The sequence below is a fragment of the Flavobacterium arundinis genome (assembly GCF_038289855.1).
In the GTDB taxonomy this organism is placed as follows: domain Bacteria; phylum Bacteroidota; class Bacteroidia; order Flavobacteriales; family Flavobacteriaceae; genus Flavobacterium; species Flavobacterium arundinis.
This window is the reverse complement of sequence record NZ_JBBYHR010000002.1, coordinates 412938-438603: the sequence shown is the minus strand read 5'-3', so window position 1 is coordinate 438603 and position 25666 is coordinate 412938. Positions and strand designations below refer to the sequence as shown.

General features: G+C 45.9%; 21 protein-coding genes and 2 tRNA genes. 14 read left to right on the top strand and 9 right to left on the bottom strand.

The window, feature by feature from the left end:
- Nucleotides 1-38: 38 nt before the first annotated feature.
- Both AAEO56_RS05065 and AAEO56_RS05060 read left to right on the top strand, forming a co-directional pair.
- On the top strand, nt 39-773 hold the full coding sequence (locus tag AAEO56_RS05065; protein WP_341695938.1) for a suppressor of fused domain protein: 735 nt from the start codon (nt 39-41) through the stop codon (nt 771-773).
- 3 nt (nt 774-776) lie between these two features.
- A complete protein-coding gene (locus AAEO56_RS05060; RefSeq protein WP_341695937.1) occupies nt 777-1406 on the top strand; it encodes an HAD-IA family hydrolase in 630 nt (209 codons plus the stop codon).
- A 46-nt stretch (nt 1407-1452) separates the two neighbouring features.
- Here the strand turns inward: AAEO56_RS05060 and AAEO56_RS05055 are convergent, their stop codons facing one another.
- Nucleotides 1453-5751, bottom strand: coding sequence for an Ig-like domain-containing protein (locus AAEO56_RS05055; RefSeq protein WP_341695936.1), 4299 nt, complete (start codon nt 5749-5751; stop codon nt 1453-1455).
- Between the two features lie 52 nt (nt 5752-5803).
- Nucleotides 5804-6346 (bottom strand): RNA methyltransferase, encoded by a 543-nt coding sequence (locus tag AAEO56_RS05050; protein WP_341695935.1) that lies wholly within the window; start codon nt 6344-6346, stop codon nt 5804-5806.
- Nucleotides 6347-6989: 643 nt separating this feature from the next.
- Between AAEO56_RS05050 and mutS the strand changes: the two genes are divergently transcribed.
- From mutS to AAEO56_RS05035, 3 genes are all read left to right on the top strand, one after another.
- A complete protein-coding gene (gene mutS, locus AAEO56_RS05045; RefSeq protein WP_341695934.1) occupies nt 6990-9596 on the top strand; it encodes a DNA mismatch repair protein MutS in 2607 nt (868 codons plus the stop codon).
- Between the two features lie 261 nt (nt 9597-9857).
- Nucleotides 9858-9930, top strand: a tRNA-Gly gene (locus AAEO56_RS05040).
- 12 nt (nt 9931-9942) lie between these two features.
- Nucleotides 9943-10028 (top strand) — tRNA-Leu (locus AAEO56_RS05035).
- A 358-nt stretch (nt 10029-10386) separates the two neighbouring features.
- Here the strand turns inward: AAEO56_RS05035 and AAEO56_RS05030 are convergent.
- Both AAEO56_RS05030 and AAEO56_RS05025 read right to left on the bottom strand, forming a co-directional pair.
- The gene (locus tag AAEO56_RS05030) at nt 10387-10602 is read right to left on the bottom strand and encodes a hypothetical protein (RefSeq protein WP_341695933.1); all 216 of its coding nucleotides are present in this window, start codon (nt 10600-10602) and stop codon (nt 10387-10389) included.
- Nucleotides 10603-10833: 231 nt separating this feature from the next.
- The gene (locus tag AAEO56_RS05025; protein WP_341695932.1) at nt 10834-12969 is read right to left on the bottom strand and encodes a S46 family peptidase; all 2136 of its coding nucleotides are present in this window, start codon (nt 12967-12969) and stop codon (nt 10834-10836) included.
- Between the two features lie 207 nt (nt 12970-13176).
- Between AAEO56_RS05025 and AAEO56_RS05020 the strand changes: the two genes are divergently transcribed.
- From AAEO56_RS05020 to AAEO56_RS04990, 7 genes are all read left to right on the top strand, one after another.
- A complete protein-coding gene (locus AAEO56_RS05020) occupies nt 13177-13755 on the top strand; it encodes a hypothetical protein (protein ID WP_341695931.1) in 579 nt (192 codons plus the stop codon).
- Between the two features lie 216 nt (nt 13756-13971).
- Nucleotides 13972-14646, top strand: a complete 675-nt coding sequence (locus AAEO56_RS05015) for a response regulator transcription factor (RefSeq protein ID WP_341695930.1) — start codon at nt 13972-13974, stop codon at nt 14644-14646.
- 1 nt (nt 14647) lies between these two features.
- On the top strand, nt 14648-16042 hold the full coding sequence (locus tag AAEO56_RS05010) for a HAMP domain-containing sensor histidine kinase (protein ID WP_341695929.1): 1395 nt from the start codon (nt 14648-14650) through the stop codon (nt 16040-16042).
- 77 nt (nt 16043-16119) lie between these two features.
- The gene (locus tag AAEO56_RS05005) at nt 16120-16845 is read left to right on the top strand and encodes a hypothetical protein (protein WP_341695928.1); all 726 of its coding nucleotides are present in this window, start codon (nt 16120-16122) and stop codon (nt 16843-16845) included.
- Nucleotides 16846-16868: 23 nt separating this feature from the next.
- Nucleotides 16869-17813 carry a bestrophin family protein gene (locus tag AAEO56_RS05000; protein WP_341695927.1) on the top strand — a complete coding sequence of 315 codons (945 nt, stop codon included), beginning with the start codon at nt 16869-16871 and terminating at the stop codon, nt 17811-17813.
- A 95-nt stretch (nt 17814-17908) separates the two neighbouring features.
- On the top strand, nt 17909-18478 hold the full coding sequence (locus tag AAEO56_RS04995) for a Crp/Fnr family transcriptional regulator (RefSeq protein ID WP_341695926.1): 570 nt from the start codon (nt 17909-17911) through the stop codon (nt 18476-18478).
- Between the two features lie 143 nt (nt 18479-18621).
- Nucleotides 18622-19056, top strand: coding sequence for a carboxymuconolactone decarboxylase family protein (locus AAEO56_RS04990; protein WP_341695925.1), 435 nt, complete (start codon nt 18622-18624; stop codon nt 19054-19056).
- A gap of 50 nt (nt 19057-19106) precedes the next feature.
- Here AAEO56_RS04990 and AAEO56_RS04985 read toward each other — a convergent pair whose 3' ends face one another.
- Together AAEO56_RS04985 and AAEO56_RS04980 are read right to left on the bottom strand one after the other, a co-directional pair.
- On the bottom strand, nt 19107-19553 hold the full coding sequence (locus AAEO56_RS04985; RefSeq protein WP_341695924.1) for a GNAT family N-acetyltransferase: 447 nt from the start codon (nt 19551-19553) through the stop codon (nt 19107-19109).
- A complete protein-coding gene (locus AAEO56_RS04980; protein WP_341695923.1) occupies nt 19537-20778 on the bottom strand; it encodes a 3-deoxy-D-manno-octulosonic acid transferase in 1242 nt (413 codons plus the stop codon). The genes AAEO56_RS04985 and AAEO56_RS04980 overlap by 17 nt, the downstream gene beginning before the upstream one ends.
- 92 nt (nt 20779-20870) lie before the next feature.
- Here AAEO56_RS04980 and AAEO56_RS04975 point away from each other — a divergent pair, with 92 nt between their 5' ends.
- Both AAEO56_RS04975 and galE read left to right on the top strand, forming a co-directional pair.
- Entirely contained in the window at nt 20871-22001 is a 1131-nt protein-coding gene (locus AAEO56_RS04975; protein WP_341695922.1) for a DegT/DnrJ/EryC1/StrS family aminotransferase, read from the top strand.
- Nucleotides 22002-22067: 66 nt separating this feature from the next.
- Nucleotides 22068-23087: a UDP-glucose 4-epimerase GalE gene (galE, locus tag AAEO56_RS04970; protein ID WP_341695921.1), complete on the top strand. Its 1020-nt coding sequence runs from the start codon at nt 22068-22070 to the stop codon at nt 23085-23087.
- A 76-nt stretch (nt 23088-23163) separates the two neighbouring features.
- Here the strand turns inward: galE and AAEO56_RS04965 are convergent, their stop codons facing one another.
- From AAEO56_RS04965 to fabD, 3 genes are all read right to left on the bottom strand, one after another.
- Nucleotides 23164-24141, bottom strand: a complete 978-nt coding sequence (locus AAEO56_RS04965; protein WP_341695920.1) for a hypothetical protein — start codon at nt 24139-24141, stop codon at nt 23164-23166.
- 136 nt (nt 24142-24277) lie between these two features.
- Entirely contained in the window at nt 24278-24697 is a 420-nt protein-coding gene (locus AAEO56_RS04960) for an endonuclease domain-containing protein (protein ID WP_341695919.1), read from the bottom strand.
- 88 nt (nt 24698-24785) lie between these two features.
- The gene (fabD, locus tag AAEO56_RS04955) at nt 24786-25661 is read right to left on the bottom strand and encodes an ACP S-malonyltransferase (RefSeq protein ID WP_341695918.1); all 876 of its coding nucleotides are present in this window, start codon (nt 25659-25661) and stop codon (nt 24786-24788) included.
- Between the last annotated feature and the right edge of the window lie 5 nt (nt 25662-25666).

Genomic DNA, 25666 nt, shown 5'->3' with positions numbered 1-25666 from the left:
TTTTTATATATTTACAAATCAACTATTATTATAAAACCATGGAAGAAAGAAAACCCGACGAATACTCTGAAGCAGGAAACCCGATATACAAATACGAACCTCTTGATCGCGAAATTGAAGCCGTTTCAGGCGACCCCAATGTAATTGAATATATCGACGCGCATCTGGAACAATTTTTCAATGACGAAGATGTGACTGTTTTCCACGAAATTATTTCCGATAAGGTACATGTCGATATCTACATGATAAGAGGCGGTGAACAGCGTGACTATAACATCCTGATGACATCCGGTATGAGCAGCCTCCCGATGAACGTACCCGAAGGCAGGGAAGACCTTGCGTATGCCGAGGTAGTCGCGCTATTGCCAAAAGACTGGCCGCTCACACAGGAAGCTTTCGAGAATGAAGATAATTACTGGCCCATCCGTCAGTTGAAAACACTTGCCCGCTTCCCGCATTTATACGGTACGTGGGTTGGCGAAGGCCATACTATTGCCAATGGTAATCCCCCACAGCGTATGTCACCTAATTGTGCTTTCGAAGGCGTAATCCTGCTTCCCGGGTTTGTGCTTCCGGAAGAATTTAACACGATCGACACCGGCGATAAAGTAATAAACATCCTTACCATGATTCCGCTTTATGCTAATGAAATGGATTTCAAGCTAAAAAAAGGAGCCAGTGCCCTCATGCCCCTTTTCGATAAGTATAATGTTGGAGATGTCATCAATATCAACAGAAGGGATACCTGCAAAAGGAAATTCGGGTTGTTTTAAAAAATGTACAAATACATAGTATTCGATTTTGACGGCACACTGGTCGATTCGCGGGGAATATTCCTGATGCTGTACAACGAACTTGCCACAAAGCACGGCTATACGCAAATGACGAGCGAAAATTTAGAACAGTTGCGCGGCCTCAGCATTAGCGAACGCTGCAAAATTCTTAAGGTGCCGTTGTATAAACTGCCTTTCCTTGCTGCGGAAATAATCAAAAAGTATAAAGCTTCTATCCCTGCATTGCAATTCAATGTGGGTATAAAGGAAATGCTAGAATCGATGGCGGCAGGAGGGATGCCCTATGCAGTGCTTTCATCCAATTCCAAAAGCAACATACAGGAGTTCTTTGCACTTCAGGGAATTGCTGTTACTGACATTTATACTTCGGGAAAAATTTTCGGTAAGGATACAATGCTCAAAAAATTCCTGAAAGATAAAAGCCTTACAGCGTCGGAAATTCTGTACTTAGGCGATGAGGCCCGCGATATCATTGCCTGCAAAAAAGCCGGTGTAAAAATTGCCTGGGTAATCTGGGGCTACGATTCGTATGCCGCCATACAAAGCCATTCACCGGATTATATTATCAATCATCCGTCGGAACTACTGAATCTGATTTTACGACAAGAGTAAGCACGTCTGGCTCCCTCTCCTTCGGGAGAGGGTCGGGGAGAGGCCCCTATCGCAACAAACTAAAATGCCCTTTTATTTCCGGTATACTATTATCCAGTTTTATCACATACCAATAGTCTGTAGCAGGCAGTCGGTATCCGTTAAAGGTGCCATCCCAGCCCCTGTTCCTCCTGTTCAGTACTGTTATCAGCTTGCCATAACGGTCAAAAATATCAACAGTCAGCTCAGGGAACTGGTTTATTCCCCCCAGGGTAAACTCATCGTTTATAGTGTCTCCGTTCGGGGTAAAGAATTTAGGTACAACAAACACAAGGAACGTATAATCATCTTCGCCGCAGCCATTGGTCGAAACTGCAGACACCGTATGGTAGCCGTTTAGGAGATTGTTAAATTGCGGCGAATTCTGGTAAGGCCCGCCATCTATGGAATATTCATAATTTTCAGGGTCGTTATTAACCATAATCACAAGGGCATCGTCCGATTTTACACTTACGGTGCTGATAACCGGTGCAGTAAGCATGCTTACAGTAAATTCCTTTGTGGCGGTACACCCGTCGGGAGTGGTAACAACCACAGAGTAAACTCCTGCTGTGGTCACGGTTATTATTTGTGAAGTTTCAGCTGTCGACCACACATAGGTCATGCCCGTAACACCTGCATCCAGGTCAACATCTCCACCTTCACAGAAAAGTACGCGCTCATCACCTCCAACTGCGGGCAGGGGATGGTAGAAAACAGTAACAGCTTCACGCGTTGCAGAAGAGCAGCCATTGTTCACCGCTTCGGCATAGAAAGTCCTGTCGCCTGTAATTACAGGGCTTTGTATGGAATTTCCGATGCCTACCAGGTGGCCACCTGTCGGGGCATCATACCAGTTTATGGTTCCGTCAGACGGTATTCCTTGAAGTGTTGCCCTAACCGGCCCGCATACATCCACGGTCGCGGTAACGGTTAGTGTTGGCAACGGCACTACCGTTGCTTCTATCGGGGTACGCGCTGCAGATACGCAGCCCCCCGGGCTCACCACTTCGGCGTAATAGGTAGTAGTTGCAGTAAGGACAGGTGTTGTAAAGCTCTGTCCTGTAGATAAAACAGGGCCTCCTGTTGCGGTCGCATACCAGTTGATGGTTCCCGAGGAAGGCACCGCACTTATAGTTGTCCTTCCTGTTTCGCATATAACTCCATTGGTAGTCGATGTTACGGTTGGCAGCGCATTTACGGTAACCGTTAGCGGCTGCCTGATGAGTGAAGTACATACGCTTACTGCCTCGGCATAAAAAGTTGTTGTTGCAGTAACAACCGGGCTGGTTATAGTATTTCCTGTGCCAATAGGCGTACCGCCCGTTGCTGTAGTATACCAGTTTACCGTGCCTGCCGATGGTGTGGCCTGTAGTGTTGCCGTTCCCGGGCCGCATAATGTTGGAGGCGTTGTAACGGTCACGGTCGGCGATGCGCTTATGGTGACACTAACTGCTTTTCGTGTTGTCGAAATACAGGTGCCGTTAGCGGCTTCTGCATAATAAGTCGTGCTGGCATTTATTGCAGGTGTGGTAAAGTTATTCCCCGTACCCACTGATGTCCCGCCGGTTGCGGTGGTATACCAGGTGATTGTTGCCCCTGCCGATGGTGCCGCCTGCAGGGTTGCAGTGCTTCCGGTACAGGTGGTTACAGGTGTAGTTACTGTAAGGGTTGGCAGCGGCGTTACCGTAACCAGTATGGAGGTACGAACAGCCGATGTACAGCCCTCTGGGCTAACCGCTTCGGCATAATAAGTCTTCGAGGCATTCAGTACAGGGGTTGTATAGCTGTTGCCTGTCCCTAATAGCGTACCGCCCGTTGCGGCATTGTACCAGTTGATGGTAGCAGGCGTTTGGGTGCTGACAGCGATAGTCGCTGCCTGCCCTGCACAAACCGTTACCGGGCTGGCGGAATTTATAGTGGGAAGTGCGTTTACCGTAACGGTAACAGGCTGCCTTGCAGAAATACAGGATCCGTTAGCTGCTTCGGCATAATAGGTTGTTGTAGTGCTGATCACAGGAGTAGTGTACGTTGTGCCTGTAGCAAGTACCGTTCCTCCGGTAGCTGTGGCATACCAGTTCACCACACCTACCGAAGGTGTTGCCTGTATAGTGGTGCTGCCCTGGCCGCATAATGGCGCAGGGGTTGTAACGGTCAGGGTAGGCAATGTGCTTACATTAACCGTTACAGCGCTACGGGCTGCAGAAGTACAGGTAGCGCTTACAGCTTCGGCGTAATAAATTGTATTGGCAGTAATGGCAGGTGTGGTAAAATTGCTGCCGGTGCCCACTAATGCCCCGCCTGTGGCTGTGGTATACCAATTAATTACTGCTCCCGCCGATGGTGTTGCCGTAAGGTTTGCCGGGCTTCCGGCACAGGTAGTTACCGGGGTAGTCACAGTAAGGGTTGGCAGCGCATTTACGGTAACCTGTGTTGAGGCACGAACGTCAGAGGTACATCCCTGGGCATTTACTGCTTCGGCATAATAGGACGCTGTTGTTGTAAGTACAGGTGTGGTAAAGCTGTTGCCTGTTCCTAAAAGCGTACCTCCTGTCAATGAATCATACCAGTTGATGGTAGCAGGGGTAGAGGTGCCCACCGAGATAGTAGCTGTCTGTCCGGCGCAAATGGATGCGGGGCTGGCTGAATTTATAACAGGGAGCGCGTTTACGGTAACGGTAGCTGGCTGCCTTGCGGCAGAAACACACGTTCCGTTCACGGCTTCGGCATAATAGGTGGTTGTAGCAGTAATTACAGGTGTGGTATAGCTTGTCCCCGTGGCAAGTATCGTGCCGCCGGTAGCTGCCGCATACCAGTTTACTACTCCGGCCGATGGTGTTGCCTGGATAGTTGCGCTGCCCTGTCCGCAAAGAGGGGCAGGCGCAGTTACAGCAACAGTTGGCTGGGGCGACGGTGTAACTGTTATCTCAACTCGCGTGGCCGAGACACAACCTGTCGAAGAGCTCACAGCCTCGGCAAAATAGGAGGTAGTGCTTGTTATAGCAGGAGTTGTAAAGCTGGTTCCTGTGCCCACAGATGTTCCGCCTGTAGCCACGGTATACCAGCGTACTGTTCCTGCCGATGGTGTGGCCTGTACAACTGCTGTGCTGCCCTGGCAAACGCTTACTGAAGGTGCGGTGGTCGTTATTGTCGGCAGTGCACTTATCGTTGCAGTTACCGGTGTGCGCGGTACTGTGGCGCAATTCCCTTCATAAGCGGTTGCATAATAGGTTGTTGACGATGTAATGACAGGTGTTGTAAAAGAAGTCCCTGTAGCCAACGGGGTTCCCCCTGTTGCACTTGTGTACCAATATACCGGCATGCTGTAGCTTGCCACTGCTGCCAGCGTAACCGTACCGCCGCCGCATCGTGAAGCAGGCGTGTTCGATGTTATTTTAGCAAAGCTGATAGTGGTACTTGCTGAGATATTCAGTACGGGATCGCCCGGCATACCTCCATATTCAACCACATAACCCTGTGCGGCATAGGCACCTGTTGTGTCGCCTGTAATCGAGAGGTCGTTCCAGGATCCGGGAACACCTATACCCGGAGCGGTAATATGCGCGTAATCTTCGTTGTTTTGGTTATTGGGCTCTCCGGTGTTCCAAAAGGCATATGTGGGGGAAGATCCCGCAGGGCCTCCATTCCAAAAAATTGTGCCTGCTTCCGGCCCGGTCTCCCAGCGCCATACGCCTTCTACTGCTGCATCGCTTCCGCCTATCCATCCGTTACCCGATGCCTGCAGGCCGCACAGGAGTGCTTCTTCCTGCGTGGTCAGCGTGGCAAGGTAGCCCTGCAATCCAAAGTAGGTGCTGGCCGCTGCGGCTGTTTTTGCGTTTGTCCATGTAATGCCCAGTAGGGGTACAAACATATAATAGTGGCCGGTAGAAGGAAGGTAATTCGCTGCGCCCACAGTTATAGAAAAATTACGTGTTCCTGTAGCATTGGCATTATTACTCGTGTACATAACATCTTCTACGGCAGAAATAAAATCGGCATAAGATGCACTGCCGCCAACGCCGTGCAATGTGAGTTTTCCTGTAGCTGCATTCCAGCTTGCAGAAATAGTAGGGTGCCCCGCCGGCAGCGATAGCAGGTCCTGCCCGTTTACATAGCCTGCCGATATCTGGATATAAATATTATCGGTACTGGAATCATCGGGATCGGTGATATTAAAGTCGGTTACAATAGGCATTGGAGTACCCGGGCAGTATACCTGGTTTCCGTCTGCGGTAACATATGGGGCTACATTCTGTGCTTTTAATGCAGAGGCCGGCAGGATGCAAAATAATAGGATTGCAAAAAACGATTGCGTAAAAGTATTCATCCTGTAAAAATTTAGCGTAAAATTATTCATTTCGTAAAAGTAGATAAATATACTAGTGCGTGCGGGTTGTATAGTTTTTTTGAAAGATATCCCACACTACAACGCCTGCACTTACCGAAATGTTGAGGGAATGTTTAGTTCCTAATTGCGGAATCTCTATTGCGCCGGTGCATTGTTGTACTGCTTCCTGGGCCACTCCCTTCACTTCATTGCCAAAAACGAGTGCATATTTCTTATTTTGTTGTGGTTCGAAATCATTTAGGTACACTGCACCTTCCACCTGCTCAACTGCCCAAACTTCGATATTTTGAGACTGTAGTGAAGCGATTACATCCAATACATTCTTTTGGTATTCCCAGGCAACAGTTTCTGTTGCGCCAAGGGCGGTTTTGTGTATTTCCTTATTCGGAGGCACCGCAGTGATCCCGCAGAGGTAAATTTTTTCGATAAGGAAAGCATCAGCTGTACGGAACACGGATCCTATATTGTGAAGGCTGCGTATGTCGTCCAGTACGAGTATTAGGGGAGTCTTTTCAGCTTCTTTAAAGTCGCCGATGCTCATCCGCCCCAACTCATCGTTGGCCAGTTTTCTCATGTAATTTTTTAGAATAGATAAAGGCAAAAGTAACATAAATAAAAGATTTAGGTAAACTTTAACGTTTTCGGGTGGTTTTATCTGGGGTTACTTGGGCGTGCCGCCTCCGCAGGCTATGGCGTCAGGCTGTACGCTATATCTGCCTTCGTTCCTCTGGCAGGATGCCGCTTCCATCCTTCACGCGAGCTACACTCATGCCGGTTATGCATGTCCCCGGCGATGCCCGGGGCTAATTTGTATAACTCTTTCAGGTTGAAGAATAGCAACCCCAACGGGGTTAAATATAGTAGCCCCGGGCACTGCCCGGGCAAATAAGGGTAATGTATTAAAAAGCCCTGTAGGGGCGTAACCATCTCATCCGAATGCGCACGCAACTACCCGGCACGAGTGTACTTCCGCGTGAGGGACAGGAGCGGCATCCTGACGAGGCACGAGGCAGATACAGCGGATGGCCCGGCCACTGCGTTGGATGAAGCCTGGGTGTGGCACGCCCAAATAAATAAACATCCAACTAAGGTTTGAGTAAGCAACCTTAAACGTTAAACCTGAAACCTTCAGAAGTTATCCACCATTTACAAACACTGTGCTTTACTTTTTTTTAATTTGAGTAAATTCGCCTCTTAATCAAACCCTACCCTTTACATTGGCATCAAAAGAAAAAATCGCGAAGGAAACCCCGTTAATGAAGCAATACAACGCCATCAAGGTGAAATATCCCGATGCATGCCTTCTGTTCAGAGTGGGTGATTTTTATGAAACCTTTGGTGAAGATGCCGTAAGGGCTGCGGGAATATTGGGTATTGTGCTGACCAAAAGGGGAGCGGGCAGCGAAACTGAAACAGCTCTGGCCGGGTTTCCGCACCACTCCTTAAATACGTACCTCCCAAAGCTGGTAAAAGCAGGGCTCCGTGTAGCGATATGCGACCAGCTGGAAGACCCGAAAATGACCAAGACTATCGTGAAGCGCGGCGTGACCGAACTGGTTACCCCCGGCGTATCGATGAACGATGAGGTTCTGCACTCCAAGTCGAATAACTTTCTGGCATCGGTATATTTCGGGCGAAAGAACATGGGGATATCGTTCCTTGATGTTTCTACCGGCGAATTCCTTACCGCACAGGGCAATGAGGAATATATCGATAAGCTGCTACAGAACTTTAGCCCGAGCGAAGTGCTTGTTCCAAAGAATGAGAAAACCAACTTCCGCGATACTTTTGGCGATGACTACCATACTTTTTTCCTGGAGGACTGGGTATATAAAGAAGATTATGCATTCGATAGCCTGACAGCGCACTTTGGTACCAACTCGCTCAAAGGCTTTGGGGTAGAGGAATTGCAGGAAGGCATCATAGCATCAGGAGCTGTGTTGTATTACCTTTCGGAAACGCAGCATAACAAAGTGCAGCACATCACGGCCATCCAACGCATTGCCGAAGATGCTTATGTGTGGATGGACCGCTTTACCATACGGAACCTCGAGCTGTACCAAAGCCCGAACGTGAATGCTGTAACATTACTCGATGTGATCGACCGCACGCTTTCGCCGATGGGGAGCAGGCTACTGAAACGCTGGCTTGCACTTCCGCTAAAAGATGCCAACAAAATAAGGGCGCGCCATGAAGTCGTGGCTTACCTTAAAGAAAATAAGAATACGCTGCAAAAGATACAGCAGCAGATAAAACAGATATCCGACCTGGAAAGGCTGATTTCGAAAATAGCTACCGGGAAAGTGTCGCCCCGCGAAGTAGTTTACCTGAAAGATTCATTGGATGCTATCGTGCCTATAAAGCAATTGGCGCTGGAAAGTAAAAACGAGGCCCTTAAAGCCATTGGCGACAGCCTGCATGCCTGCGAACTCCTTCGTGAAAAGATAAAAACAACGCTCAACCCCGAAGCCCCGGTTGCCATCAGCAAAGGTAACGCCATTGCAAAGGGCATCCACCCGGAACTGGATGAGCTTCGTGCGATTGCTTATTCCGGCAAAGAATATTTGGAGGGGATAGAAAAGCGGGAATCAGCGCAGACAGGCATATCGTCATTAAAAATATCCTTTAATAATGTTTTCGGGTATTATATAGAGGTACGCAATACCCACAAAGACAAGGTGCCTGCCGAATGGATCAGGAAGCAGACCCTCGTGAATGCCGAGCGTTACATTACCGAAGAGCTGAAAGAATACGAAACCAAGATACTGGGCGCGGAAGAGAAGATACATCATTTGGAAACACAGTTGTTCGACCAGCTTGTCGTGTGGATAGCCACCTATATAAAACCCGTACAGCTCAACGCCAGCCTTGTTGCCCAGATGGACTGCCTCGCCTCCTTCACGCAGCTTGCTATTGAAAATAAATACGTTTGCCCGGAGATAGATGACAGCTTTGAGCTGGACATCAGGAACGGCCGCCACCCGGTTATCGAAAAACAGCTTCCTGTCGGTACGCCTTATATTGCCAATGATGTATTCCTCGACCGCTCCCAGCAGCAGATCATCATGATCACGGGGCCAAACATGTCGGGTAAGTCGGCAATCCTTCGCCAAACAGCGCTCATCGTCCTTCTTGCGCAAATGGGAAGCTTTGTGCCCGCCGAAAGCGTGCGCATGGGGACGGTCGATAAGATATTCACAAGGGTAGGGGCATCGGACAATATTTCGATGGGCGAATCGACCTTTATGGTAGAGATGAATGAGACCGCCAGCATCCTGAACAATCTCTCTGACCGCAGCCTGATATTGCTTGACGAAATAGGTCGTGGTACAAGTACGTATGACGGTATCTCTATCGCCTGGGCTATTGCCGAATTCCTGCACGAGCACCCTGCACAGCCGAAAACACTTTTTGCAACCCACTACCACGAGCTGAATGAGATGCAGGACATCTTCGACAGGATACAGAATTATAACGTATCAGTAAAAGAGCTCAAGGATACGGTGCTGTTTATCCGTAAGCTGGTTAAGGGAGGCTCCGCCCACAGTTTTGGTATCCACGTGGCCAAAATGGCGGGAATGCCCCAAACGGTTATCCAGAAAGCGCAAAAAATGCTGAAGAAACTGGAGAAGAACCATTCGGGAGAAGCGCTCGGCAATATGAAGGCTGTAGCCAAAGATGAATTACAATTAAGTTTCTTTAATCTCGACGATCCATTATTGGAAGAGATAAAGGAAGAGATCATGAATATTGATATCAATACGCTTACACCGGTAGAGGCGCTTATGAAGCTGAATGAGATTAAAAGGATGTTGGTGAAGTAGGCCTCACCCCAACCCTCTCCGAAGGAGAGGGGGCAGCTACACTCATTCATAAACTTTGGAGCAATAAAGACTTTGCGCTACTTTGTGTCTTCTTTGCGAACCTTTGTGGAATGCTTCAAAAAAACTTTTCATTTTAAGCCAAACGTTATCAGAAAGTTATCTTTTTTAGTGAATTTTTTTTCAAAAAAGCCTTGCGAAATTCAATTTATGTACTACATTTGCAACCGCAATACTGAACTAAAGAACGGTAATTGACATAATGCGAAAATAGCTCAGTTGGTAGAGCGCCACCTTGCCAAGGTGGAGGTCGCGGGTTCGAATCCCGTTTTTCGCTCAACCTTTTTAAGCTCGAGTGGTGGAATCGGTAGACACGCTGGACTTAAAATCCAGTGGGCAGTAATGCCCGTGTGGGTTCAAGTCCCACCTTGAGTACACAGTACAAAGCCTCAACATTGTTGAGGCTTTTTTTATGGCTAAACCGGAATGGAATTAGCGTCCGGTACCTTTTGCAGGCGGAGAATCTATCTATAATTCCGGTACTTCATTTCTCGTCATTGCCATTAAATCCTGTTCTTCTTCTTTGAGGCTATCTCTGTAATTGTAAAGCTGCTCCCGTCATCAAATTCCTGCCTTCCGTATACTATACAATATTAATGGTCCTTTAGTTGCTTAATTAGTAATTTCCATGAAATTGTTTAGTCGGACGCTATCATACGAACCCATTGGCTGTAAACAAAAAAAAGCCCTTCGCATTGCGAAAGGCTTCTTTGATACTTTAATCTTGCAGATCTTAGTGAGCAGCAGGAGTAGTAGTTTCAGTTTTAACTGTAGTTGAGTCAGTTTTAACTGTAGCTGAGTCAGTAGTTGCAGGAGCAGTTTCTTCAACAGCAGGAGTTTCAACAGTAGTCTCAGTTGTAGTTTCAGTTTCAGTTTCTTTAGCTGCATCTTTACAAGAAACAACACTCATCATAGCTACTAGCGCAAGGCTCAATACGATTTTTTTCATCTTACTAAATTATAAAGGTTAATTATTAATTCGGGGCAAAGATATAAATTTTTTGACATCTCAAAATATTTATATCAAATTTTTTTATAACGGTTTTAGCGGTTGAAATTCAATGTTTTAATATATCGTTTTCGTGCCTAAAGGCTTATTTTTGCTGTGGTTAATGCCGGTAAAACAGCAGTTTGGTATTTTATCAATAAACTGCTGTTAGGACTGCTGAAGTATAACAGTCTATTTTTTCTTCGCATTTACTATTTTCATCTCGTCAACCAGGTGTTTTGCGCCGGCGTATTTATCGATAATGAACAGCACATAGCGGATATCTACCATAATATTCCTGCAGATGGAAGGATCATAATGAATGTCGCTCATGGTCCCTTCCCACACACGGTCGAAATTCAGGCCGATAAGGTTACCTTTAGCATCAATTGCAGGGCTGCCGGAGTTTCCGCCTGTGGTGTGGTTAGTTCCTATAAAACATACGGGCATCCTGCCTTTTTCGCCATAACGGCCATAATCTTTCTTGTTATAAAGATCGATCAGTTTGGCAGGGACATCAAATTCATAATCACCCGGCACATATTTTTCGATAACACCGTCCAGGTAGGTTACCGGCTGGTAATAAGTCGCATCCCTTGGCTCATAACCGTTTACTTTACCATAGGTTACACGTAGTGTGCTGTTGGCATCAGGGAATATCCTCGCGTCTTTCGGGCTCAGTTCGAGGATGCCTTTCATATAGGTGCGTTGCAGCGAAGCGATCCTTAAATTGATTTCGTCATATTTTGGCCCTACCTTATCGGCATAAGCTGCCGCCATGGCTTTTACAAGCCTGAAGCCGTTGTCGGCATTCAGCTTTTCGATAACGGCCTTCCGGTCACCGCTCAAAAGTTCTTTAACTCCTTCATAGGATGTAAGTTTTGAGGTTCCGTAAACCGATGCGGTAAGCGCCTTATAATCGGCGCCTATAACTTCCTGCGGAAGGAATTGCTTAGGCGACTTCGTTGCGTAAAGTGCGATCAGCTGCTCGAATACTTTTTCATCCACATTTTTGTTGAAGTCTTTATATGTCTCTTCAAGCGCGGCAATGGTATTGTTGCGGCGATCATTGAAAGCCTGCTCTCCCTTCGCCTGCTCCAATTGGAAAAGCCTGTAACCGCTGGTAAGGAGTTCGGTATTGCGCATTGCCACTTCCATAAAATAATCACGTGCCAGGGAATAGGGCTCTATCTCTTTGTAGTTCTTCTCAAAGTCAATGAACAAGTTGCCATATTCAGCCTGTTTTCCGGCTTTGGCTATCTTCGCCAGGAAGTCCTTCTCAAAAGCTTTTTTAATTGCTACGGCATTACTTTTCTTCAGTCCCTGCGTTTCACCAATCCATTTTTTCCAGTAGTTGGCAATGCTGGCATATTTAGCGGCATACTGTATTTTTATTGCCTGGTCTTTACGCATAAAGCCATCAGCTACTTTTAGCGCAGCATCGCGTACTTCTATCTTGGCCGGGTTCAGCACGTTCACGATCTGCTCTACCGCCACTGCCGGAAGGTACTCTGTGGTGCGTCCCGGATAACCGAATACAAGTGTAAAATCGTCTTCTTTAACGCCTCCCAAAGAGATCGGAAAGAAGTGCTTTGGCGTATAAGGTACATTGTCTTTAGAATATTCGGCAGGCTTATTGTCCTTATTGGCATAGATGCGGAAAAGCGAAAAATCGCCGGTATGCCTTGGCCAAACCCAGTTGTCGGTATCCGACCCAAACTTCCCTATTGAGGAAGGCGGCGCACCTACAAGGCGGATATCTTTAAATGTTTCGGTAACAAAGCGCATATATTGGTTGCCTTCATAAAAGTTACGGATACTGTTTTCCTGCCACGATTCTTTAGGAAGCGATTTGGTAAGCGCTGCAATGTTTTCCTGTATTTTTTTCTGCCTGTCTTTTTCGGAAGTGATCGCCTCTGTACCTTCCAGCACTTGTTTGGTCACATCGTCAATACTAACAATGAAGGTTACAACAACACCCGGGTTGGGCAGCTCTTCCGCCAGGCTCATTGCCCAAAAGCCATTGGTGATGTAATCGTGTTCCAGGGTAGAGTGGGCCTGTATCTCGCCAAAACCGCAATGGTGGTTAGTAAGCAGCAACCCTTTTGATGAAATGACCTCCGAAGTACACCCACCGTTGAATTGCGGTACGGCATCTTTAAGGCTCGAATGGTTTACGGCATAAATGTCGTCGGCAGACATTTTCATGCCCAGGCTTTTCATTTCGTTTTCGTTCATCCCTTTAAGGAGCGATGGTATCCACATGCCGCCCTGCTGCGCAAAGGCAGGAAGGGTGAGCAAAAGTACCAGTAAGCGTAATAGTTTCATAGTTTGTTCAGTTTGAGGCGCAAGTTAAATAATTATTGCCGATTACTATTCCCTGCCATTTTAAAAAACGAATATTCTGTTTCTCTTGTCGAATATTTCCTGTTTTACGACAAATATTCATCAGTGAAAAATAGTGCAGGACTTTGATATATATTTGATCCCGGAATGGGCCATTAACCAATAATTCATTCACAAATTAAAGACATTATGAAAAACAAAGTATTTTTAGTAACCGCTTTAGCGGCATTGGCACTCACAACCTATAGCTGTAAAGGCGACAAAGCCGCAGAAGGTAAGGCAACTGAAGCAGAAGCAACATCAGAAACACCGGCAGCAGAGGACAAGCCATTGGTAGGGTCTGAATTTGTTGACCTTGACCTGAGCAGTGAGGGTATTCCAATCATCCTGAAAGCGCCAAAAGATGCCAAAATAATTAAAAGCACTACCGAAGGCGAACTTTTCGTGTACGGAGGCAAAAGGTTCAAACTGACTGTTTCGAAAAGGGATGGAACTGCTGAAAACAGCGTTGGTATGATTAAGGAATTACAGGCAGACAAAGAACTGAATCCAAGTTTCGATAAAATTACGGATGACAAGCCTACTGCATTCATGAAAGCTGATACTAAAGGAAAACTTTCATTCACCGTTGGTATTACTACAGGCGAGAGCAGCGTGATTATACAGGAAGGAATGGGCTTTGACCAGTCTCCTGATCAGTTTACCGACTATACTAACGACGACATCAACCTGATGTACGATGCTGCAAATACAGCTGTCGCTAAATAATTACCCAATACATTTTAGGAACTAAGCAGCTTTCGGGCTGCTTTTTTGTGTTTTAAAATTGCCGGGATAACTGGATGGTGATCGTGTAAGAAATCAAATCCATAAATTTAGTCTGATCTCATTCAGAATATCGCAAATCGTTGCGTTCAATTTTTTTATTTAGAAACCTTTAACATTTGAATTTCTATTTTTGTAGCTAAACCTTTTTCCAACCGAATGAAGCTGCTTATTGTAGAAGACGAACCCAACCTGCTGTCCATCATCAGGAAAGGCCTTTCCGAGCGGAACCACGATGTGAGCGCCGCCCTCGACGGGACAACGGCATTGCAGCTATTGGAAAACAACAGCTTTGATGTGGTTGTCCTCGATGTAATGCTGCCGGATATCAATGGTATCGAGATATGCCGCCGCCTCCGTGCTGCCGGTAATTTTGTTCCTATACTAATGCTCACGGCTTTGGACAGCAGCGAAAATATAGTTTCGGGGCTCAACTCCGGGGCGGATGATTATATGGCCAAGCCTTTTAAGTTCACCGAGCTTGAGGCACGCATCAACGCATTGGCGCGAAGGGTAGGGCAGGCACAAAAACCATCTGAAATTATAGAAGTAGATGACCTTATAATAGACCTTAATGCCAAATCAGTGACACGGGCGGGCGATGCCATACAGCTAACCGCAAAAGAGTTTCTGCTGCTGTATTACCTGGCGAAGAATTCGGGCATGATACTTTCGAGGGAAAAGATACTCGATAATGTATGGAACATCAATTTCGACATGAATACTAATGTTGTGGATGTGTATATCAATTATCTTCGCAAAAAGATAGACAAACCCTACGATAACAAGCTTATCCATACGATAAAGGGGCTTGGATACGTAATAAAGCCATAATATGCAGATAAGGAAGAAGATAACCATAACCTACGTAGCCCTCTCGGTTGTCAGTACGCTGCTGCTGTGCTTTGTGGTGTTCTTTCTTTTCCAGCAGAATAACCGCTATTATTTCCTGAAAAGGCTGCAGGACAGGGCTAAAATAGTAGCTTCGATACACTACCAGAACGACCCGCTTAAATCGAAATATTTTCGCGAGTTCAAAGCCAACGGGCTGGAAGAGATGATCAACGAGAAAGACTATGTGCTGCGTGTAAATGGCGCCAACTCCTTTGAATATAATACCGAGTTGCACCTGTCACCCGATTTTTACGAGAGTGTGCTGAAGGACAAGTCAGGCTGGGAACAGGAAGGGCACCAATATTATTATGCGCAGCTATTTAATGAGGGAAACAACCAGTACATGGTTATCGTTACGGCACGGGACAGGCGCGGGAATACTACAAGCCTTTATCTTACGCGAATTATGATATTTGGCGGCATGGCCTTTGTAATACTGGCCTATTTTCTCGGGCGGTTCCTGGCGCGGCGGGTCATCAACCCCGTGGCAAGGATCACGAAAGAAGTAAACCGTATAAGCGCCTCCAACCTTCACAACCGGCTGCCGCTAACGGGTACCGAAGATTCAGATGAAATAGCTGCTCTTACCCGCACGTTTAACGATATGCTGGACAGGCTTGAAACCTCCTTCGAGATACAGGCCAATTTTATTAATAATGCGTCGCACGAACTGAAAACCCCTATCGCCACCATAATGGCAGAAGCTGAGATCACATTGCTTAAAGAACGTTCGGCAGAAGAATACAGTAGTGCGCTGGAAAGCATAGGCAGGCAGGCCACGCGCCTTTCCAACCTCACCGGAAGCCTCCTGAAACTTACCCAGACGGGCTATGACGGGCAGAAGCAGGTGCAGGATGTGGCCCGTATCGACGAGTTGCTTATGGATGTGAAAAGCGACCTTGACAGGCTGTACCCTGACAACCGTATAAGCATTATACTAAGCAATATGCCCGAAGATGACACGCTCCTGATACTGCCCTGCAACAAGCCGCTGCTCGAGCTGGCAATAGGAAACATCATTGCTAATGGCGTAAAATATTCGGATAACAGCGAAGTGTTTGTCGCCCTTACAGCAGATACTAATAGTATCAAAGTTGTAATTACAGATATCGGTATTGGTATACCGCCAGAAGATGTGCCTTATTTGTACGAACCGTTCTTCAGGGGAAAAAAAGCGTCGCGCTATACGGGTTACGGGCTTGGGCTGCCATTGGCCATGAAGATTATCCGGATGCACAACGGCGAGCTTGCGGTTCAATCCGAGCCTGACAAGGGTACTGTAGTTACGATAACCTTCAGCAGGTCCAACATTAAAAATTCTAATGTTAGATCTTAGGATTTTCTAATCTTATTTTAAATTCCCTCTAATTTAAGGGTTGTTGCTTTGCAGTATAAACTTTAAAAAGTAATACTATGAAAAGCATCCTCATTCCTACAGTACTTGAAAATGATACGCTGCATGCGATAGATATCGCTATTAAGCACGCTAAGGGAAAAAGCTGCACCATAGTATTGCTTACCCTGACAGAAACGCCCGATGCCGGTTCGGCTGTACAGTTCTTAAGGAAAACAAGAAAGGCTTTCACACAGGCACAGCTGGAATTGCTGAATGAATGCTACAACGCGGTAGCTTTATCGGCTAACTGCAGGCTGGAAGTCCATCACCAGTATGGCCTTTCGGCTGCAGTGTTGCGAAACCTCCTGGAATACCTAGGCACCGATATTATTATCCTTTCGCCCTCTTATAAATCCGAAAGGAAAAAGATCCACACGAATTTCTGCAAACTGGCCGGTACCTGCAAAAAGCCCATCCTCCATCTCGGCAATGGGTGCGGCCAGATGGCTTTTAATAAAGCGCTTTATATCGAACGGAACAATGCACAAATTGATATAAAAGATTTGCAGCAGCTGGTAAACACGCAGTTCGACTTCAAGATTGTTAGCCAGGCAACACTCACAGAAGGATATGGTCAGGAAGGTTTTGCACCTTTTGTAAATGAAGCCATAGAAAGGAACGGCATAGACCTGCTGATAGAAACACGCAAGTCGAAAAAGGCGATGATGCCGGAAAACAGAATGAACAATGATGCTTTCGGGCTGCCGGTGCTGTCAATACACGAAGAGGCGGCAAGAGTGTGATTTTAATTTAAAACGAGACAATTATGTTGTTAAAGAAAAGAATACCAATGAAATATGTGTTGGGCAAGATCAAAGTTGAACTTGCACTGGTGGTAGCCTACACGGTAGTGTTTGAGGTTATACACCATTTTTACCATGCATTTTCTATAGATATCCCCATTGCGGTGCCCACGATAATAGGTACTATAATATCGCTGTTGCTGGCTTTCAAATCAAACCAGGCGTATGACCGGTGGTGGGAGGCACGCATTGTTTGGGGTGGTATAGTGAACGATTCCCGCTCGCTGCTCCGCCAGGTAATCAGCTTTTACAAAGACCCCGATTTTTCGACCGAGGCGCACGACTACAAGGAGCGGTTTGCCAAAAGGCAGTCGGGATGGTGCTATGCCCTGGCGCAGTCCCTTCGCGGAAAAGATCCTTACAAGCCACTGTCCGGCCTGCTGAACGAAAAAGAGATGCGCTTTGTGAAAAATCATAAACATGTGCCTAATGCGATACTGATGCTTCATGCCAAAGAAATCAGGAGGGCGAAAGATGAAGGTATGCTAAATACCTACCAGCAGGTAGAAATAGACAATACGCTCACAAGGCTTTGTGACTCGATGGGTAAATGCGAGCGCATTAAGAATACCATATTCCCAACTACTTACAGCTTGTACATCCGCTTTACGCTATGCCTTTTCATATTGCTGCTGCCCTTTAGCCTGACCGATTTCCTTGGCTGGATGCAGATACCGGTAGTAGCAACTATAGCTGCCGCATGTTTCCTTATCGAAAAAATGGCGATACACCTTCAGGACCCGTTTGACAACAGGCCGACCGATACGCCGATGATAACCATATCCTGCGCTATTGAAAAGAACCTGATGCAGATGGTATACGAGTATCGCGACGAATTTGACGAAGAGGCTTTACCACAGGTAACGCGCCACATAGAACCTGTGAAGAATGCATATTTTGTTTTGTAATCCTGTTTTATTTTAACTCGGGGGCTGTCTCAAAAAACAGCCCCTTTTTTATTGACACTAAAATTTATATATTCACAGGTTAAAACGATCAGTCGATGTTTACCGAAATTATTGCGCATATCAGTAAATTTATCACCCTTACAACGGCGGAGGAAGAACTGCTAACGTCTTACCTTTCTATAAAAGAGGTGAAAAAGAAAGAGCACCTTCTGCGTGAAGGCGAAGTGTGCCAGGAGAATTATTTCGTGATAAAAGGCTTGATAAGAATGTACCTTATCACACCAAAGGGTGTGGAGCAGGTGATACAATTCGGCATCGAGAACTGGTGGATAACAGAATATAACAGCTACAAGAGCGGCCAGCCGTCGGGGTTTTACCTGCAGGCTATTGAGAATGCGACTGTAGTTGCGATCAACAGGAATGTTCAGGAAGAACTCTTCGAAAAGATTCCGCAACTGGAGAAGTACTTCAGGCAGGTTCTCGAAAGGGCGTATTCGGCACAACTCACCCGCATCCATTATATTTTTAACCTTACCGGCGAAGAGCAGTACCGGCTTATGCTGCAAAAATATCCCGCATTTGTTCAGCGCGTGCCCCAATATATGCTGGCGTCTTTTCTAGGTATTACACCTGAATTCCTGAGTATGCTGCGGGCAAAGAAGTGATAATTAAAATATCTGCTAATTCTGCTTTGCTGAAAAACTTTGCAACTTTGCAACTTTGTGAAACAACTCTTTCTTAAACTACCTTAAGTTTTTTGTCCTCTCCATGAATGAACTTTGTCCTGTAATAGTAAAACAATTTAATCATGGACAAAAGAATGAACCTGTTCGAAACTGAACCCGAAGGCTATAAAATGATGATGGCATTTGAAAAATACATCGCAGGAACCGGGCTTTCAAAAAATCATTACGAACTTATCAAAATCAGGGCCTCACAGATAAATGGCTGTGCCTTCTGCCTCGATATGCACAACAGGGATGCCCGCAAACTTGGCGAAACAGAGCAGCGCCTTTACACCCTGGTCGCCTGGAGGGATACGCCATTCTTCACCAAAGAGGAGCAGGCTATCCTTGCCCTTACAGAAGAAGTTACGCTAATATCCAACCACGTTTCTGACAGGACTTATAATGAGGCAGTAGCTGTTTTAGGCGAAAAATATACCGCTGAGGTGATCATGGCAATTATTGTGATCAATGGGTGGAACAGGATTGCCATTACTACGGGAATGCAGCCGAAGTAATTATTACCGCATTCACTCCCCTCTCTTTTGGAGAGGGTTGGGGATGAGGCCTATACCACCATTTTCATCATCCCTCTGTTATGCATAATGAATCCTTTTGAGAGGTATAGCTTTTGTGCCCTTGCATTATGCCATTCTACTTCAAGGTAAAGGATTTTGACAGATAGTAGTTTCGCCTGTTCTGCTATAAAATCAAGAGTCTGTTTTCCAAGCCCCAACCCGCGTGCATCGGGTAAAAAGAACAATTCGTCCAGGAAAGCGATCCGGCCTTTATACTCAAAAGAGAAAACAAACGTGAGGATTACATAACCCACAGGCTTGCCGTCATAGCGTATAACCCATCCGCGTCCGAGACCGTCATTTTCTGTAAACTGCATAAATAAATCCTTCGATACCGCTGCATCAATCGGGTAATTATCTATGGCGTAAAACTCCTGCATCATGGCTACAACAGCATTCGCGTCGCCTGTTTCGAAAGGTTTAAATACCGGCTTCATTAGCAATATGATTTATTATTATACCTACAGCGCCGCGGTTCATAGATACGAAAGTACCCGCTATATGGCCTGTTTCCCAACGGGAGTCGTCATTATGAATAAGTAAAGATAAGGCATCCTCCATCTCCTGCTTGGCTTTTACAGCAATACAGCCGCCCATGTGTACCAATGCTACCGCTTCAGGGAATTTCTGGTGGTTTGGCCCAATGATGACAGGCACGCCAAAAGCAGCAGGTTCCAGTATGTTGTGTAGTCCGGCCGTACCAAAGCCACCGCCTACGTAGGCAACATCGGCATAGCTGTATATTTTGGTCAAAAGTCCTACGGTATTTATGATCAGTACATCATAGTCTGCCAGGTTTTTGCCATCTTTATCGCTAAATAGCACGGTTGGCTTAGAAATGCTTTTTTGCAGGTCGGCTATATGGCTTTCGCCAAAAGTGTGTGGGGCAATGATGAATTTGGTGCCAACAGACGAATTGATATAATCCGTAAACATGGCCTCATCTTTTGGCCACGAACTTCCGAAAACGACAGTGATTTTCTCGTTAATGAACTCTTCTATGAATGGCAGGTTGTTGTCCCGTTCGAGTATCTCGCTCACACGGTCGTAACGCGTATCGCCGCTAATGGTCGCATTGGTAAAGCCGATATTTTGTAATAGCTTTTTAGAGCTTTCATACTGCACAAAAAAATGGCTGAACGCTTTTAGGGCATCCCTGTAAAAACCGCCGTACCACTTGAAGAACACCTGCTTCTCCCGGAACATCCCCGAGATAAGATAAGTAGGGATGTTGTTTTTCCTTAGTTCGTTGAGGTAATTGGGCCAAAACTCATACTTGATGAAGAAAACAAGGTCGGGATGGGCGAGGGCAATAAATTTTTCGGCATTCGCCAAAGTATCCAGCGGCAGGTAAACCACTACATTGGCATCTTTTGTGTTTTTGCGTACTTCATAACCCGAAGGCGAAAAAAAAGATACGAGTATTTTGTGGCCGGGATACAACGCCTTTACTTTTTGCATTACGGGCAATCCCTGCTCATATTCGCCCAGTGAAGCGGCATGGAACCAGATCACCTTGTCTGTAGGGGTTATTTTTTGCGAAAGCGTTTCGAAAACGATGGTACGGCCTTCAACAAAAAGTTTCATTTTTGGGCTGAAAAGCGCGGCTATTTTTACGATGCCCGAGGCAATTATAGTAAGCAGGTTATATATAAAAAGCATACGGAAATTATTGATGCGCTAAATTACATATTTTCATTGGCAGGCAGTCATTTAATTAGTAGTTTTGCGTGGATTTAATACTTCACTACAGCATGAAAAAAATACAGATGGTCGACCTGAAAAGCCAGTACGACCGCATAAAAGATAACGTAAACGCTTCTATCCAGGAAGTACTTGACACTACTACATATATCAATGGCCCACAGGTGCAGAGCTTCCAGAAAAACCTGGAGGAGTACCTTGGTGCAAAACACGTGATACCATGTGCTAATGGCACCGATGCATTACAGATAGCAATGATGGGCCTGGGCCTGCAGCCCGGCGATGAGGTGATTACGGCCGATTTTACGTTTGCCGCTACGGTTGAGGTTATTGCGCTCTTGCAGCTCACGCCGGTATTGGTCGATGTAGATGCCGATACGTTCAATATCTCAATAGACGCTATTAAAAAAGCCATTACGCCAAAAACAAAAGCGATCGTACCGGTACACCTTTTCGGGCAGGCAGCCAATATGGAGGCAGTTATGGCTTTGGCCAAAGAGCATAATTTGTATGTAATAGAGGATAACGCACAGGCTATCGGTGCCAGTTATAAATTCGCCGATGGTTCTAAAAAGAAGGCAGGAGTAATAGGCCATGTGGCTTCGACTTCGTTTTTTCCGTCTAAGAACCTGGGCTGCTATGGAGACGGCGGCGCAATCTTTACCAATGACGATGATCTTGCACACGCGCTTCGCGGCATTGTGAACCACGGTATGTATGTACGCTACCACCATGATGTAGTTGGCGTTAACTCAAGGCTCGACAGCATTCAGGCTACCATTCTAAATGCAAAGCTTCCGTTGCTTGACGGTTATAATGATGCAAGGCAAACCGCTGCCGAAAAATACAGCGCCGCATTTGCCAACCACGCTCATATTATTACGCCGACCGTAAAGGGCGACAGGGACAGCCATGTGTTCCACCAGTATACACTAAGGATTATTAATGCCAACAGGGATGCGCTGATGCAGCACCTCTTGGATAAAGGTATCCCATGCGCCATCTATTACCCTATCGCACTGCACAGCCAAAAGGCGTATGCCAGTGCGCGTTACAATGAAGCCGATTTCCCGGTTACGAATCAATTGGTGAAGGAAGTAATTTCCCTTCCAATGCATACCGAACTGGATGACGAACAGATTAAATTTATAACGGATAGCGTTTTAGAATTTTTAAAATAGTTGTTAGTTGACAGTTGCCGGTTGATGGCAGCTTCCCACAACTAACAACCGACAACTAAATAATAAATGAAAATACTAGTAACAGGAGGCCTTGGCTTTATCGGGTCTCATACTGTGGTAGAACTACAAAATGAAGGTTTTGATGTAGTCGTGATCGACGATCTTTCTAATGCCGAAGAACGCGTTGTAGACGGTATTGCAGCTATAACGGGAAAGAAACCTCATTTTGAAAAAATAGACCTCCGTGAAAAAGCAGCTGTACAGCAGTTCTTCCAAAAGCATGATGATGTTTCGGGCGTAATCCATTTTGCGGCTTCGAAGGCCGTTGGCGAAAGCGTTGAAAACCCGTTGCTATACTATGAAAATAATGTCGCTTCATTAGTCTATCTGTTGCAGGAATTACAAAAAAAACCGGAAGCAAATTTTATTTTCAGTTCATCATGTACCGTTTACGGACAGGCAGAAAAGATGCCTATTTCTGAAAACGCACCGGTTCAGCCCGCAATGTCGCCTTATGGCAATACAAAACAGGTAGGCGAGGAGATTATTCATGATGTGGCGAAAGCAAGCGCCATCAATGCCATTTTGCTGCGGTATTTTAACCCGGTAGGGGCCCATGAATCAGCGAATATAGGGGAACTCCCGCTTGGTGTGCCGCAAAACCTGGTGCCGTTCATTACCCAGACCGCAATAGGCCTCAGGGAGCAGCTATCCGTATTCGGAGACGATTACAATACTCCCGATGGCACCTGCGTCCGCGATTATATACACGTGGTAGATTTGGCGAAAGCCCATGTCATGGCACTTAAAAGACTTGTGGATAAAGCCAATGCCGAAAAAGTAGAGGTGTTCAACCTGGGTACCGGCAAAGGCAGCAGCGTACTCGAAGTAGTACACGCTTTTGAAAAAGCAACAGGGCAAAAGCTTAATTATAAAATAGTGCCAAAAAGGCCTGGCGATGTAACCGAAGCCTACGCAGATACCACCAAAGCGAATAATGTGCTGGGCTGGAAATCCGAACTCACATTGGAAGATGCACTGGCTTCTGCCTGGAAATGGGAGCAGAAGGTAAGGGGGAAGGAATAGTTACAGTTTCAGCCAACAGCTAAAATTATAGTGTAGAGCCGTAGCATTGCTGCGGCTTTATTCGTTTAGTCAATCATCAAAATTTAAAAGGAAGCCGGTACATAATATCAAGGCTGATAACGTGCTGGTAAGTAGTGCCGCTTTTTGGGAACGTATTGTAAAATGTAGGGCTGTATATCAGTCCAACCGACCAGTTATCCGAAAACTGGTAATAGGTGTTTGCTGTTACTCCAAAAGAATGGCTGCGTTTAATACGGGGCTGCTCATCATTAGATGGAAATTTCCATCCGGAGTTTACAATTTTCCAGGTGTTTATAGCATAATTAAAGCCGTAGCCGAAAGACAGGCGATTGAATTTATGATTGTGGGTCAGCGTGAAATTATAAGCTCCCATTTTCTCATGGGCATCAAAATATTCCAATGGCACAGGTATGGGGAACTCAAAATCTATCGTAGCCGATGCATTTAGTTTTACAAACGTATCCTCTTTGTAATAGTATTCAAGCCCTGCCGAAAAGCCCAGGAAGCCAACTTTGCTTTTCGAAGGCTCATTTTTCGGCTGTTGGTAAAAAGCATTCGCGTAAGGCATTGATGCGGTGAAAGCCCACTGGCCTTTTGGCGTAGTGTATTTTTTTGAAAGATAGACATTCCAAAACTTAAGAAAAGGAGGCTCAATAATAGAATCAGTGCTTTTGCTGTCAAGCCTTAAATTACGGCCATAATAAAATCTTTTTTGGGTAGTAAGGTCAACTGCATAACCTACCGGGAATGCCTGCATGAAAATAAGGTTGCCGTAAAGAAACGCCGGATTGGGTGATGCTTTTACGATAAAATCCTTCCGCAATGTATCGCCACTAATAAGCGTTACTTTCAGGTCTTCCTTTGAACGCCTTACTTTTACCTCAGCGGGCAGCATATAGGTACTGTCATTAATTATCGCCTTCCTGTTTTTTTCATAAGAGAAAACTTTAAGCTTGTATTCCTTCCTGGTGAAAATAGTGGCGCAGGAGTTAAGGCATAGCACTACGGCCAGCAACAGTATTTTTTTCAGCATGTCAGTTGGTTTCTTACAAGATAGGAAAATATCGAAAAGGTTGCTTAGAGGTATGTTATGTTTAAGGAAATAAACGCACAGACTTTCACGTCAGGCGATTCCCCTCCTTTGGAGGGGTGCCCAAAGGGCGGGGTGGTTAAGAGCTATAATTATCTATTATAAAACTTTCCAGTTCGCGCATTACATTATCCAGATCGTGTTTAACGCGCAAATCAGATATTTTATAAATTCTTAGCCCTTGTGAGATAAAATAAGCATCCCTTTTTTCATCATAAACATCTTTATCGTTATGACTTGTTCCATCGATTTCAATTATAAGGCTAAGTGTTTTAATATAAAAATCAACAATATAATTCCCAATGATTTTCTGTCTGTCAAAATCAATATTGAAGAACTTCTTTTTATGAACCTGTATCCAAAACGTGACTTCGGATATGACACCTGATTTTCTGAGCGCTCTTGCCCTGCCTGATAATGCAGGATTATAAGGAATATTTTCGGTGTAATTTCTATAAATAGGAATGTCCCGGATATGTGTTACAATTTCTTTTTCCATAGTATACTGAACCACCCCGCCCTTTGGGCACCCCTCCAAAGGAGGGGAATCCCTTTGCGGCAAAGTAGGATGCATATTACATATGGCCTTACGCCCCAGCAGTCACTGCGTCCTTATCTATTTTCTTCACAAGTCCCTGAAGCACATTGCCTGGTCCTACTTCGGTAAACAGCGTTGCACCATCAGCGATCATATTCTGTACGCTCTGTGTCCAGCGCACCGGTGCGGTAAGCTGTATGATGAGGTTGGCCTTTATTTCTTCGGGATCTGTTACCGCACTTGCCGTTACGTTTTGGTACACAGGGCAAACAGGTTTAGAAAAAGTGGTTTTCTCGATAGCTGCGGCCAACTCTTCGCGTGCCGGTTCCATCATTGGCGAGTGGAAAGCCCCGCCCACAGGCAGTATCAGCGCCCTTTTGGCACCAGCCGCTTTCATGGCTTCACAAGCCCTTTCTACTGCTGAGGTCTCTCCGGAGATGACCAGCTGTCCCGGGCAGTTATAATTGGCCGGAACCACAACCCCGTCCACAGAAGCGCAAACATCTTCCACCACTTTGTCCTCAAGGCCTAACACTGCAGCCATAGTCGATGGCGTGATCTCACAGGCTTTCTGCATGGCAAGCGCCCTTTGCGAAACCAGCTTCAGGCCATCTTCAAAGGTCAGTGCCCCCGCTGCTACCAATGCCGAAAATTCGCCAAGCGAGTGCCCGGCAACCATTTCCGGTTGAAAATCAGTCCCAAGTGTTTTGGCTTTTATCACCGAATGAAGGAATACCGCAGGCTGCGTTACCTTCGTTTCTTTCAGTTGGTCGGCAGTCCCTTCAAACATGATGTCGGTAATCCTAAACCCTAATATTTCGTTGGCTTTTTCAAAAAGTTCTTTGGCTTCTGCCGAGCTTTCATACAGGTCTTTGCCCATCCCGGTAAACTGGGCGCCCTGGCCCGGAAATACGTATGCTTTCATATTTT